Source organism: Caballeronia sp. LZ008, from assembly GCF_031451435.1.
GTDB classification, from domain to species: domain Bacteria; phylum Pseudomonadota; class Gammaproteobacteria; order Burkholderiales; family Burkholderiaceae; genus Caballeronia; species Caballeronia zhejiangensis.
In genome coordinates this window covers 108842-121054 of the sequence record NZ_JARUXK010000045.1, presented here as the reverse complement: position 1 = coordinate 121054, position 12213 = coordinate 108842, and the positions used below count along the sequence as shown (strand labels likewise).

Below are 12213 nucleotides of genomic sequence, written 5' to 3'. Positions count from 1 at the left end.
CTCGCGCGAAACGGACGTTCCTGCGCGAGCGCGCATTGTCACGGCGAGACGTCTTCGATCAGATCCGCGCGCACCGCGCGAATCCTGCGATCGACGAAGTAGCCGCCGCCTTCCGTGTAGCGCAGATACAGCCGCCCGCAGGACGAGCATTCCCAGACGCCGCAGCGGTTATACGGAAAGAAGCGCGGCGCGATGGGCGCATCGGCGGACCAGTAGTTCGTCTTGCCTGGCAGATATTCGGCGAAGGTCGGCTCCGGATCGTGCTCCGGTAACAGCGTGCCGATCTCGCGGAACTGCGATTCGTCGAGCGACAGCGGCTGCGATTGCCAGCCGTCGAGCGGCGTTTTCGTGCACGCGCAGGGTTGCGGCGCGCGGGCTTGCGCGCGTCGCGCGAGGTCGATGAGCGCGGCGGCGTCGAGAAAGTCGGGCATGGCGGTCGATAGTCGATGAAGCGAACGCGCCATCATGCGTGCGTTCGCGGCGGTTCGGCAAGGCGTCAGCCGTTCATCATGCGGTCGCGTTGAACCGCGACCCACGCACGATCGAAACGGCCTTCCGCGATCGACTCGAGCGCCGCCGCTTCCTTCGCCGCCTGCTTGCGCGCGCCTTCGATCACCGCTTCGACGTCGGCGGGCGCGATGGCGAGCACGCCGTCTTCATCGCCGACGACGATATCACCCGGATTCACCACCATCCCGCCGACCGTCACCGGCACGTTGATCTCGCCCGGCCCGTTCTTGTACGGCCCACGATGCGTGACGCCGCGCGCGTACACGGGAAAGTCGCGCTGGCCGAGCGCGCCGACGTCGCGGATCGCGCCGTCGATGACGAGACCCTGCACGCCGATGCTCTGCGCGAAGCTCGCCATGATGTCGCCCATGAGCGCCTGCGTGAGCTCGCCGGCGCCGTCGATGACGAGCACGTCGCCGGGGCGGCAGTAGTCGAACGCGCGATGGATCGCGAGATTGTCGCCGCCGCGCGTGCGTACCGTGACGGCCGTGCCGGCCATCGGCTTCGGACGATGATAGGGACGCAGTCCGGTCGTGCCGCTCACGCGGGCCATGTTGTCGCTCAGAAGCGATACCGCCAGCTCGCGCAACGCGGCGAGCGTCGCGGGGCTCGCCTGAGCCGCGGATTCGTATTCACGCCATCCGGCCGGATTCATGCGGTCGCTCCTTCGTTCGATCGTTGCCGTTCCAGTTGCGCGGAAAGCCGTCCGTACACCGCGCGCGCGTTGTCCTCGAAAATGCGCTGGCGATCCGCGTCGCTGAGCCATTCGATCGCGTCGATATAACGGCGCGTGTCGTCGAAGTAATGACCCGTTTCGGGATCGATGCCCTGCACCGCGCCGATCGTCTCCGACGCGAACAGGATGTTCTTCGCCGGAATCACCTTTGCGAGCAGCTCGGCGCCCGGCTGATGGTAGACGCAGGTATCGAAGAACACGTTGTTCAGCAGATATTCGGTGAGCAGCGGCCGCTTCATGTCCTGCGCGAGTCCGCGATATCGTCCCCAGTGATACGGCACCGCGCCGCCGCCGTGCGGAATGACGAACTTGAGCGTCGGGAAATCCGCGAACAGATCGCCTTGGAGCAATTGCATGAACGCCGATGTATCGCCGTTGATGTAATGCGCGCCGGTCGCATGAAAGTTCGGATTGCACGACGACGAAACGTGGATCATCGCGGGCACGTCGAGCTCGACCATCGCTTCGTAGAGCGGATACCACGAGCGGTCGGTGAGCGGCAGCCCGGACCAGTGCCCGCCCGAAGGGTCGGGATTCAGATTGCAGCCGATGAAACCCAGTTCTTCCACGCAGCGGCGCAGTTCGGCGATGCAATTCTCGGGCGCCACGCCCGGCGCTTGCGGCAACTGACAGACGCCGACGAAATTACGCGGAAACAGGTCGACGACGCGATGCACGAGGTCGTTGCATGCTTCCGACCAGACCGCGTTGGCCTCCGCCGTCGCCAGATGATGGCCCATGCCGGCGGCGCGCGGCGAGAAGATCGTGAGATCGGTGCCGCGCTCGCGCTGGATGCGAAGCTGCCCGTTCTCGATGCTTTCGCGTATTTCATCGTCGGAGATGGCGGGGCGCGGCGGCGCCGATGCGCCGTCCTTCAGCGCGGCGATCTGCTGCGCGCGCCATGCTTCGTGCTGCGGCGGCGAGGTCGTGTAGTGACCGTGACAATCGATGATCATGCGTGGTTTTCCTGTCGTTGTGCGCCCGCTTCGTGCGAATCGGATGCGGGCAGCGAAGTGTCTTCGTCGTCGGCGGGCTTCACGCGCATGACGAGCGCGATGATCGTCGCGACGACGAGGAACGCCGCGATCGTCAGCAACGCGAGCTTGAAGTTGCCCGTCGCGTTGCGCACGAGCCCGATGCTCCACGGCCCGACGAGGCCGCCGAACTGCGCGATCGTGTTGATGAGCGCGATGGTCGCCGCGCCCGCCGCGCCGGTCCTGAACGACGAGGCGAGGCTCCAGAACAGCGGATTGCCTGCGTAGATGAAGAGGCCGGTCACGCACAGCAGCGCATAGGCGACGACCGGATTCGGCGCATACGCGCTGCCCGCGATCGCGAGTGCGCTCATGCCGTAGACGAACGCGAGGTGCTTCTTGCGGTCGCCCGTGCGGTCCGAACTGCGGCTGATGATGAACGTGCCGAGCACGCCGAGAAGCGGCGGCGCGGCGGAAAGAAAGCCGACTTCGATGTTGCTCAGATGACCGAGACTCTTGACGATCTGCGGCAGCCACAGAAAGAGCCCGTAGATGCCGACGAGCGCGCAGCCGAAGAGACACGCGAGGCTCCATACGCGGACATCGCCCGCCACGCGCAGCAGCGGGAAGTGCGCGTTGCCGCCGACCGCTTCGCGCTCTGCCGCGAGCGTCGTTTCGAGCCAGCGCTTTTCGTCGTCGGCGAGCCAGTCGGCGTCGGCGGGGCGCTCCGTCATGTTGCGCAGCGTGAGCAGGCCGAGCAGCATCGCCGGAATGCCTTCGAGGATGAACATCCATTGCCATCCCTGCAGGCCGAGGATGCCGTTCGCGTAGGTCATCAGCGCGGTCGAGATCGGGCCGCCGAGCACGGCGGAAAACGATCCCGCGATGATGTAGCCGCCGACCGCGCGCGCCCGATAGCGCTCGGGGAACCACTTCGTCAGATACACCGCGACGCCCGGCAGGAAACCCGCTTCCATGACGCCGAGCAGAAAGCGCAGCACGTAGAAGCTCTTGTCGTCGAATACGAACGCGGTGACGGCCGCGACCGCGCCCCACGTGAGCAGGATGCGCGCGATCCAGCGGCGCGCGCCCACGCGATGCAGCAGCAGATTGCTCGGCACCTCGAGCACCATGTAGCCGACGAAGAAGATGCTGCCTGCGAAGCCGAACACGGCGGGGCTGAAGCCGAGCGCCTTGTTCATGTCGAGCGCGGCAAAGCCGATGTTGATGCGATCGAGGTAGTTGAAGAACATCATCGCGAAGAGCAGGGGCATGAGCCGCCCGTATACCTTTCGCATCGTTGCTGCTTCGTTGAATGGGGCCATGCCGTCTCCACGTTCTTTTTCATCGGATCGCGAGGCTCTGCGGCCTCGCTTTACAAACGGCCTGCGCCGCTCGTCTGTCCGTTCGGCTGCGCGTAAGGCATGCCGGCCCAGGACATGAAAATCGATGATAAGTAGCGCGCCGGCCCGCGTCCAAGACGCGTTCCTTATGCTTCTATAAGCGTTCTCTTATAGTGCGGCGCCGGTCAGCGGCGGAGGAAGGCACGCGAGAAAGGCACGCAGATGCGCCGAATCGTCGTCCGTGCGGAATGTGGCGGCGAGCGTGGACCAGCGCGACGCACCCGGGCCTGAGAGCTGACGGAACACGACGTCGGTGCGTCCATGCCGCGCCACCGATTCGCCGACGAAGGTCACGCCGAGCCCCGCCGCGACGAGCGCGATCGCCGTCTGGATTTCGTAAGCCTGATGAGCGATGAAAGGCGTGACGCCCGCATCGCGATACAAGGACTGCACGGTGCGCTTGAACTGCGCGTTCTGATGCTTCGGATACACGATGAGCGGTGTATCTTCGAGTTCGGCGATACGCACCTTCTTCCTGCCCGCCAGCGGATGATCCGGCGACAGCACGGCCACCACATGTTCACGCAGCAGCGGATACGACGTGCAACCGGGGATGTCGAGCGGCTGACGTCCGATGCCGACATGAATGCGCAGGTCGCGCAGTGCATCGGTCTGTTCTTCGGTCAGCATCTCGAAGAGCTTGAGCTCGACTTCCGGATACGAGTGATGGAACGCCTTCAGCGCGGGCGGCAGGATGCTGTACATCGCGGATCGCGTGAACCCGATCGACAGCCAGCCGCGCCGCCCGATGCCGATTTCCTGCGCGCCCAGACTGGCTTGTTCCCACGAGCCGAGAATCTGACGCGCTTCGGTGCAGAGATAGTGGCCCGCCTCGGTGAGCCGCAGCGGGCGTCTCGCGCGATCGACGAGTTGCGTGCCGAGCCGCTCTTCCAGCAGCCGGATCTGCTGGCTCAACGCCGGTTGCGCGATATGCAGCCGCTCGGCCGCGCGGCTGAAGTTCAGTTCCTCCGCGAGAATGACGAAGCACTGTAAGGACCTGAAATTCATGTCGACCTTCTTGGATACGATGGCGAACGTTGCAAACGTATGAGTGCGCGCCGATGCAGGCGGTGTGCTGGATGACGTCGGGCGAAGCGATCACCGAATCTTGCCGAATGCGTGGCGATCGAGCAATCGCATCAGCGTCGCATAGGGTGGCCGCACAGCAGAGCAGGTTCGCCGACATTTTCCCTTTTTCAAAACCAACCTGTTCATCGCCATTGACGCCGTACCGCTTCGCGCTTACTCGACCTTCGCTTTTCGCGGGTAGTGCGCGGCTATCTCGCGCGCTAGTTGAACAAAAGAGCCTAGCGCGGGGGGCGGACCGGGTTCCTTCCACGCGAGGTAGAGTTCGCTTTTCGCGTGCTGTTCGCGCAGAGGACGATAGACGACGTTGTCCATGTGCGTTCGTTGAACTGACGCCGGTACGAGCGTCACGCCAAACCCGGCGCTTACGAGGCCAAGCGAAGCGTAGATCTGCCCCATTTCAAAGCTCGTGGATGGGGAAAATCCGGCAAGCGCGCACAACTGGTTGATGGTGGCGTGATAGTCCGGCGCGACATCTTTCCGGTAATTGATGACGCGCAACTGCCTGCAGTCCTTGATGGAAATCCGCCGTTTTGCTGCGAGTGGGTTGTCCTTGGCGATAGCAACGTAAAACGGCTCCTGAAGCAACAAGACGCTGTTCAGTCGCGTATCAGGCGGCAAAGAGCGGACGAACGCCAGATCGATGTCCCCTCGGTCGAGCGCATTGATCTGTTCCGCGGAGGAAAACCATCGAAGCTCGACTGTCACCGCGGGATAACGCTGCTGAAATTCGCGCAAGAGCGGCGGCAGCAGCGTATACGCGATGTGCTCGAAGAACCCCACCGCCACCCGGCCGACTTCCCCTCGTGCCGCGCGTTGCGAATCCACGATCGCGGAGTTCGTTTCCATCAGGATTCGCTTGGCCCGTTCTTCGAAGACCTGGCCCGCCGACGAAAGAAACACTCGTTTGCCCCGTCGCTCAAAAAGCGCTACGCCGAGTTCTTCTTCCAGATCGCGTATCTGCCGGCTCAACGGCGGCTGCGCCATGTGCAGTTCATCCGCCGCTTTCGTGAAGTTGAGCGTGCGTGCCACCACCAGAAAGTAGCGTAGATGACGCAGTTCCATCTGGAACCTCTGAGGTATCGATACGCAACTTATTATATCTTTTACATTGGACGTGACCGGTCTTACGATCATGACATTGCGCCGACAAGTCAGGAGACCCCTCATGAAACTTACCGCGTCACAGTTGGAAGCATACGAGCGCGATGGATTCGTTGTTCTGCCGGAGCTTTTCTCAGAAGAAGAAATTGCGCATATGAAGAGCGAGTTGCGCCGAATCCAGAAGATTGACACCGACCATCTTGTCCGGGAAAAAACGGGCGGCATTGCAAAAACCATCTACAAGGTTCACGAGACAGAAAGTCCGACGGCATCGGCGGTTTTTCACGCCGCAGTGCGCTCTCCCAGATTGCTCGGGCCGGCACAACAACTGATCGACGATGACCAGCTCTACGTCTATCACACGAAGTGCAATTTGAAGACGGCAATCGACGGTTCCGTCTGGCAATGGCATCAAGACTTCGGCACCTGGCATATCGACGGCGTGAAAGAGCCGCGGATGACAACCGCGTTGGTCATGCTCGACCAGCCGACCGAAATGGGCGGATGTCTCTACTTCATCCCGCGGAGCCACAAACTGGGTTCGCTCGATCCGACGTTCGACGAGGCAACCGGTTATCGCTTCTACGTGGTACCGAAGCCGACCATGCTCGATATTTTGTCGAGCCATCCCAAGGCCGTGCCTATCATCGGCCGCCCGGGAACAGTCGTGTTTTTCGACGCGAACATTGTGCATGCTTCGGGTCATAACCTGTCCGGTGACGATCGATGGCAGGCCTATATCGTCTACAACCAGGTGAAGAACAAGCCTGAAGAAGTAGAGCAGCCGCGACCGGATTATGTGCGCTCGACCAATTTCGCTCCGCTCGAGGCCGGTTCAGACGAGATTCTCGACAGCGTTCGGATCGGTTGAACTTGCGCGGCGTCGCTTGCCTGGCGCAAGACGGTCATGCGGATGGCCAATGTTCGACGAGATAGTCGGCGAAGATCCGGATTTTCGGCGACGACAATTTCACGCGTTCAAACAGCACGTGGACCGGCGTTGCGGGCGGTGCGTACATCTCCAGGACGGGCCGCAAGCGACCCGACTGGACGTGCTCCGCGACCTGCCATGCGGGCGCGCGCACGATCCCGGCACCTTGAATCGACGCCAGTACCAGCGCGTCCAGGCTATTCATCCACAGACGGCCCGTTACGCTGACGCGCGTGCGCATCGCACGCGACTCGAAGCGCCAGTCAACGGCCCCAGGTGCGTCTGAAAAGACGAGGCAATCGTGCTTGCGCAGATCGCCGGGAGTACGAGGCGTGCCGCGATGCGCGAGGTACGCGGGCGCTGCGCAGGTCACCATCTGAATGTCGCCGAGCTTGCGCGCGACGAGGCTCGAATCCGGCAGACGCCCGATGCGCACGGCGAGATGCAGACCCTCGTCGACCAGATTGACCGCACGATCGACGAGCAGGAGATCAACAGCCACGTCCGGATGAAGCTCGAGAAAGCGCGGCAAAAGTGGCGCGATCACCAGCCGGCCGAGCAGGTTCGGCGCGCTGAGCCGTAGGCGGCCAGAGAGCTTGCCACGCCCCGCCGACATCGCACTGCCGAGTTCATCCACTTCGCCAAGGATTGCCTTCGCGCGGTCGTACAGGATGCGACCTTCGTCGGTCATCGCGAGATGGCGTGTGGTGCGTCGAAGCAGTTGCGCGCCGAAATGCTCTTCCAGCGCCGAAATGTGCCTGCTGACCGAAGTTAGCGACATCGGAATCGCGCGCGCGGCGGCCGACAAACTACCGGCATCGACGACCCGCACGTAGACGTTCATTGCTTCGAGGCGGTCCATGATTCGGCTCTTCCGTATTCAGCAAGGGTGATTGCCGCATCAGAGGGATACTGGCGAAATCCGGAATAGTCTACATTCGTCGCAAACGGAATAGCAAAGGCGGGGCGCAGCCTGAGGAGCACAGAGATGAAACGGTCGGTGTATTGGCTGATGGCCGCGGCGGCGGGCATCGTGGTCGCGAACAACTACTACAACCAGCCCTTGCTCGCCGACTTCGCGCTCACGTTTCACACCACCGAGCGCGCAGCCGGTGCAGCATCGGTTGCGACGCAGACCGGCTATGCGCTCGGACTTCTGCTCTTCGTTCCGCTGGGCGACAAGCTCGATCGACGTTCGATACTGGGCACGCTGCTGTGCATCTCGAGCCTCGCACTCGCCGCAGTGGCAGTGTCACCGACACTCGACTGGCTCGTGGCCGCCAGTTTCCTGACCGGGCTTACCAGTGTCGCGCCGCAGTTGCTCACACCCTTCGCGGCGCAAATTGCAGGACCCGAGCGACGCGGCGAAGCGGTCGGCATCGTGATGTTCGGATTGCTATCCGGCATCCTCATGTCGCGCGCGGTATCCGGATCGATCGCCCAGCATTGGGGATGGCGGACCGTGTACTGGCTTGCATCCGCAGCGATGCTTGTCACGGCCGCCGTACTGTCGCACAGGCTGCCTCGCTCGACGCCGACTTGGTCGGGCACGTACCGACGCCTGATGGGTTCGCTATGGACGCTGATCCGCGAAGAGGCGCTCTTGCGCCGGACGTCGGCGATCGCGGCCCTTCAGTTCGCTGCGTTCAGCGCATTCTGGGTCACGCTGACGTTTCATTTGCGCAGCATGAATGCGCATTACGGCAGCGAGATCGCCGGTCTGTTCGGACTTGTGGGCGTGGTCGGAGCGCTGGCCTCGACGGGAGCGGGCAAGCTGATAGACGAGCGCAATCCGCGTCTTGTGGTTTTGGCGAGCTCCGCAATTTTCTTCATGGCGTTCGCAATCTTCGCGTGGGTGGGCTACGGTATCGCCGGTCTGATCGCCGGTGTGATCCTTCTTGATTTCGGGCTGCAAAGCGCACACGTCGCGAACATGGCACGCAGCATGAGCATCAGGAGCGATGCGATGAGCCGCATTAACACGCTGTATATGACGATTCGCTTCGCGGGCGGCGCGCTCGGTTCGTTGCTGGGCGTGTGGGCGTGGAGCGTATGGCAATGGCCGGGAGTGTGTGGTGTCGGCCTCATTCTCGCGTGCGGGTCTTTGGCGTTGCAGGCCGGACCGGGGGTGGCCGGTGCCGGCGTGCAGGAAAGATGTTTGCGCGATTGATTCGACATGTGCGGTGATCTGGTTGCGGAACACGTGCTTGACGAATGACGTTCTTGCCGCAATGCATCGGAAGGCTCAGTCTTCCGACGAACGCATCGACACGTCGCCGATGAGTACCCCTCTCAACCGTTCTCGTAACTCGAGAACGTTGTCCGCACCGTTCAACTGCTCGAACTCCCGTTGCGCTTCCTGCCAGAGAGGGGCTGCTCTTTCATGCAGGCGCCGTCCCTCCTTGGTGAGTTCGACAAGGCGGCTTCGGCCATCGGTGGGCGAGGGCTTGATCGTGACGAAACCGTCGCGCTCCAGGAAGCCCACCATCTTCCCCATCGCGGTTCGTTCGATATCGAGCCGTTCGGCAAGCGCGTTGACCGGGGTACTTCCCACTTCGCGCAGGGCGGCCAGGGTGAGGAATTGCGTGATGCGCAGACCCGAGGGCTCGAGATGGCTATCGTAGAGTCGGGAGATCTGCCTGCTCGCCTTCCTCACGGCGAAGCAGTTGCATTGATCGATGCCGAGCGGCTTATTTACTGGCAACATCCGGTGCACTCCTCATTCGGTTAATTGCGAGAAGCTTACGCGCGCGTCGTGCGAAAGTGCGGCGATAGCTATTCAAGGACCTGTTCACACGAAGGCGTCCCGATACTTCGCGACGAACTCCTGGACCGACAGCGGCGGCTTCCCGGTGATCTTCTCGACGGCGTCGTTGGTGCCCGAGAAAATGCCGTCGCGATAGTCCTGCGCGACTTCGACCAGATGCTGCGTGAGGAACGGCGGAAACTTGTAAAGGGTTTCCATTTTGATCCGAAACTCCTCGATGGAAGTCGGCGCGTATTCGATCCGGGCGCCGAGAACCTCGCTCATTTTGGCTGCGATCTCGACGTGATTCATCTCGACGGGGCCGTGGAGCGTGTAGGTCCTGCCCTCGTGGCCTTCGGGGTTGGCGAGGATGTGGGCGATCACGCGTCCCTGATCGTCGCTGGAGATAGGCGCGTGACGGCCGTTGCCGAACGGAAATTCGATCTTCTTCGTGGCCCAAATTTCCCGCGCGAAATGCGGATAGACGAGCCAATCGGCAAAGAACGTCGGGCGCAAATGCGTAGTCGCGACACCCGACCAATCGAAGACTCGCTCGGAGACCCAGTGATCCTGTGCTGCGTGGCTCATCGATTCCCGACGCGCGGAAATCTGCGACATGTTGACGATCGCCGTGACGCCCGCTTCCTGTGCTGCCTGCGCGAAATAGGCCGCGGCCCCGATGATTCCAGGCGCAATCGGATGAAGGAAATAGGCCGATCGAATGCCTTCCATCGCTGCCCGAATATCGTCGATGTCGGTAAAGTCCCCGACCGCGACATCGACGCCGCGCTGCCTCAGCGCTTCCGCTCGATCGTCATCCGTACGCACATATGCCCGCACGCGTTTGCCCATCTCGAGCAGTTCGTCAATAGCATTGCCTCCGGTCCGTCCGGTTGCACCGCTCACAAGAATCTCAGGCTTGTTCATCGCTACGCTCCGTTTGAAAGTGAGAGCATATGCTCTCTTGAGATGGAGATTAGGTGCATATGCTCGTATAGTCAAGTTTTTTGTCGGCTCTTTTACGCAGAGCGGAGCGTCGGCGCAAATTCGGCCGACAGACATCCTTCAAACGAAAGCAGGGAGACGACGCGCTCTGCCGCTCGCCATGCGCCATGCGCCCCGTCGAATACAGCGCGGAGAGCGCTATCCCCGGCAGCTTCCGGTCATCCTCATTCGGATGCGACAGCAAGGCCGATGGCCGAGTCCCTGCGGAATGACGCGGGCGATTACCTTGTCATCTGGAAGCGCGTGAACGGACAGCGGAAGCAGTATCGCGACATATACGACGCCGGCCGCGTGTTGCCGGTGCTAACAGCGGTACATGCGCGGCGGCGGGAATAGGCGATCGTGATGATATGCATCGGTACCTTCCACGGCACCACGCGCTTCTACTGCGGCATCGGCCGGTCTACTGCGGCATCCCAGATCCCCATCGCGTCGTTCACGGCCTTCTCGATGACGGCATGCCGGACTGAATCGCGGGCGAGCACGGACAACCCCTGAAAAAAGCAGTCGAGCGCGATGGATAGCGACGCCGGATCCGTGCTGCTGCGCAGCTCCCCACTCTTGATGCCCCGTGCCACGCAGGCGCGGAAGCCAGCGCGCGTGCGATTGCGCACCTCACGAAGCAACTGAGTGACGGCTTCGCTGCCGGTGGAACTGGCCCCCACAACGCCTAGCGCGACCATACAGCCTTTCGGGTGGCCGCTCTGGGTCTGCATCCTTGCCGACCGAAGCATCGCCAGAAACACGCCCTCCCGTGGCGGAAGCGACGTGTCATGGAGACTGCGCGTCACCTTGCCGTAAATCTCCATGTATCGTTCCAGCGCCTCCTTGTACAGCGCCTCTTTGGACTCGAAGGCCGCATAGAAGCTGGGCGCGGAGATGCCCCCGCCGATCGCGGCCTTCAACTGCGACAAAGACGTCGATTCATAGCCATGTTCCCAGAACAGATGCATCGCCGAAATGATTGCCGCATCGCGGTCGAACGTGCGTGGCCGACCCCGCTGAACCATGAACATCTCCTTCAGTCGAAATATACATACTAGTCGATACATAATTTCGTTGCAAGTCGCGAGCTGGCACCTCTGGTGCATGTCAGCGGGCCGTTCAAGAAAGCGGTTGACACAGCCTTCCGTATTCTTTTAGATATGTACCATTCGGTATGTAAAGCCGGAGCCGCGCGGGGTCATCACACGAATCCCGCATTTTTTTAGCTATTTGTGTACCATTCGGTATGGAATAAGCCAATGTCCAAAGAACTCGAAGCACGTCTTGACGCCATCGAAAGCCGCTTCGCCATCGAGGCGCTGATCGCCAACTACGCCGAGGCGTTCGACACCATGAATATCGAGCTGCTGGCCACGCTCTGGCATTCCGATTCGCGACTGCACCTGGGCGCGAACGGCAACTCCGATGGCCTGGAGGCGATCCTGGCGCAAGCGCGCATCAACATGAAGCGCATGCCCCACATGCATCATTGGATGGCGAACGCGCTAATCACGGTGGACGGAGACAACGGCCACGGCCTTGTAGCGGCGGACTGTCTTTTCTACGACGTCGATCAGGGCACGCTACAGGTGAGCGGCCAATACCGCGACATCTATCAGCGACGCGAAGGCCGCTGGGCATTCGTGGAGCGCACCTTCACCATGCACTACGCGACGCCGCTCCAGAACTGGCACCCCATCGCGGGAACGGAGCGCTTCGGCCGTCCGGCTTGA

At 62.0% G+C, this 12213-nt stretch carries 13 protein-coding genes; 3 read left to right on the top strand and 10 right to left on the bottom strand.

Annotation, left to right across the window (positions count from 1 at the left end):
• Positions 1-38: 38 nt before the first annotated feature.
• From QCE49_RS34090 to QCE49_RS34065, 6 genes are all read right to left on the bottom strand, one after another.
• The gene (locus tag QCE49_RS34090) at positions 39-431 is read right to left on the bottom strand and encodes a hypothetical protein (protein ID WP_033535664.1); all 393 of its coding nucleotides are present in this window, start codon (positions 429-431) and stop codon (positions 39-41) included.
• A gap of 65 nt (positions 432-496) precedes the next feature.
• The gene (locus tag QCE49_RS34085) at positions 497-1165 is read right to left on the bottom strand and encodes an RraA family protein (RefSeq protein WP_008345394.1); all 669 of its coding nucleotides are present in this window, start codon (positions 1163-1165) and stop codon (positions 497-499) included.
• Complete coding sequence (locus QCE49_RS34080) at positions 1162-2202, bottom strand: amidohydrolase family protein (RefSeq protein ID WP_008345396.1); 1041 nt, start codon at positions 2200-2202, stop codon at positions 1162-1164. Before QCE49_RS34080 ends, QCE49_RS34085 begins: the two co-directional genes overlap by 4 nt.
• Complete coding sequence (locus QCE49_RS34075) at positions 2199-3545, bottom strand: MFS transporter (RefSeq protein WP_250457684.1); 1347 nt, start codon at positions 3543-3545, stop codon at positions 2199-2201. The genes QCE49_RS34080 and QCE49_RS34075 overlap by 4 nt, the downstream gene beginning before the upstream one ends.
• A 186-nt stretch (positions 3546-3731) precedes the next feature.
• Positions 3732-4631 (bottom strand): LysR family transcriptional regulator, encoded by a 900-nt coding sequence (locus QCE49_RS34070; RefSeq protein ID WP_175982437.1) that lies wholly within the window; start codon positions 4629-4631, stop codon positions 3732-3734.
• Between the two features lie 234 nt (positions 4632-4865).
• Positions 4866-5774 carry a LysR family transcriptional regulator gene (locus QCE49_RS34065; RefSeq protein ID WP_008345399.1) on the bottom strand — a complete coding sequence of 303 codons (909 nt, stop codon included), beginning with the start codon at positions 5772-5774 and terminating at the stop codon, positions 4866-4868.
• Between the two features lie 103 nt (positions 5775-5877).
• Between QCE49_RS34065 and QCE49_RS34060 the strand changes: the two genes are divergently transcribed.
• A complete protein-coding gene (locus QCE49_RS34060) occupies positions 5878-6684 on the top strand; it encodes a phytanoyl-CoA dioxygenase family protein (protein ID WP_250457683.1) in 807 nt (268 codons plus the stop codon).
• A 34-nt stretch (positions 6685-6718) separates the two neighbouring features.
• On the opposite strand, the gene QCE49_RS34055 is transcribed toward QCE49_RS34060, so the two are convergent.
• Complete coding sequence (locus QCE49_RS34055) at positions 6719-7588, bottom strand: LysR family transcriptional regulator (RefSeq protein WP_241814143.1); 870 nt, start codon at positions 7586-7588, stop codon at positions 6719-6721.
• Between the two features lie 144 nt (positions 7589-7732).
• Between QCE49_RS34055 and QCE49_RS34050 the strand changes: the two genes are divergently transcribed.
• Positions 7733-8914 (top strand): MFS transporter, encoded by a 1182-nt coding sequence (locus QCE49_RS34050; RefSeq protein WP_250457678.1) that lies wholly within the window; start codon positions 7733-7735, stop codon positions 8912-8914.
• Between the two features lie 75 nt (positions 8915-8989).
• Here QCE49_RS34050 and QCE49_RS34045 read toward each other — a convergent pair whose 3' ends face one another.
• From QCE49_RS34045 to QCE49_RS34035, 3 genes are all read right to left on the bottom strand, one after another.
• A complete protein-coding gene (locus QCE49_RS34045; protein ID WP_250457676.1) occupies positions 8990-9451 on the bottom strand; it encodes a MarR family winged helix-turn-helix transcriptional regulator in 462 nt (153 codons plus the stop codon).
• A gap of 84 nt (positions 9452-9535) precedes the next feature.
• Positions 9536-10417: an NmrA family NAD(P)-binding protein gene (locus tag QCE49_RS34040; protein WP_008345404.1), complete on the bottom strand. Its 882-nt coding sequence runs from the start codon at positions 10415-10417 to the stop codon at positions 9536-9538.
• Between the two features lie 461 nt (positions 10418-10878).
• Complete coding sequence (locus tag QCE49_RS34035; protein WP_250457674.1) at positions 10879-11505, bottom strand: TetR/AcrR family transcriptional regulator; 627 nt, start codon at positions 11503-11505, stop codon at positions 10879-10881.
• 234 nt (positions 11506-11739) lie between these two features.
• Between QCE49_RS34035 and QCE49_RS34030 the strand changes: the two genes are divergently transcribed.
• Positions 11740-12213: a nuclear transport factor 2 family protein gene (locus tag QCE49_RS34030; RefSeq protein WP_250457672.1), complete on the top strand. Its 474-nt coding sequence runs from the start codon at positions 11740-11742 to the stop codon at positions 12211-12213.

Excerpts from the sequence above, each read along its gene's own strand:
- QCE49_RS34045 (WP_250457676.1), bottom strand. The coding sequence starts at position 9,451 with ATGTTGCCAGTAAATAAGCCGCTCGGCATCGATCAATGCAACTGCTTC.
- QCE49_RS34085 (WP_008345394.1), bottom strand. The coding sequence starts at position 1,165 with ATGAATCCGGCCGGATGGCGTGAATACGAATCCGCGGCTCAGGCGAGC.
- QCE49_RS34050 (WP_250457678.1), top strand. The coding sequence starts at position 7,733 with ATGAAACGGTCGGTGTATTGGCTGATGGCCGCGGCGGCGGGCATCGTG.
- QCE49_RS34060 (WP_250457683.1), top strand. The coding sequence starts at position 5,878 with ATGAAACTTACCGCGTCACAGTTGGAAGCATACGAGCGCGATGGATTC.
- QCE49_RS34070 (WP_175982437.1), bottom strand. The coding sequence starts at position 4,631 with ATGAATTTCAGGTCCTTACAGTGCTTCGTCATTCTCGCGGAGGAACTG.
- QCE49_RS34075 (WP_250457684.1), bottom strand. The coding sequence starts at position 3,545 with ATGGCCCCATTCAACGAAGCAGCAACGATGCGAAAGGTATACGGGCGG.
- QCE49_RS34040 (WP_008345404.1), bottom strand. The coding sequence starts at position 10,417 with ATGAACAAGCCTGAGATTCTTGTGAGCGGTGCAACCGGACGGACCGGA.
- QCE49_RS34035 (WP_250457674.1), bottom strand. The coding sequence starts at position 11,505 with ATGGTTCAGCGGGGTCGGCCACGCACGTTCGACCGCGATGCGGCAATC.
- QCE49_RS34090 (WP_033535664.1), bottom strand. The coding sequence starts at position 431 with ATGCCCGACTTTCTCGACGCCGCCGCGCTCATCGACCTCGCGCGACGC.
- QCE49_RS34065 (WP_008345399.1), bottom strand. The coding sequence starts at position 5,774 with ATGGAACTGCGTCATCTACGCTACTTTCTGGTGGTGGCACGCACGCTC.
- QCE49_RS34055 (WP_241814143.1), bottom strand. The coding sequence starts at position 7,588 with ATGAACGTCTACGTGCGGGTCGTCGATGCCGGTAGTTTGTCGGCCGCC.
- QCE49_RS34080 (WP_008345396.1), bottom strand. The coding sequence starts at position 2,202 with ATGATCATCGATTGTCACGGTCACTACACGACCTCGCCGCCGCAGCAC.
- QCE49_RS34030 (WP_250457672.1), top strand. The coding sequence starts at position 11,740 with ATGTCCAAAGAACTCGAAGCACGTCTTGACGCCATCGAAAGCCGCTTC.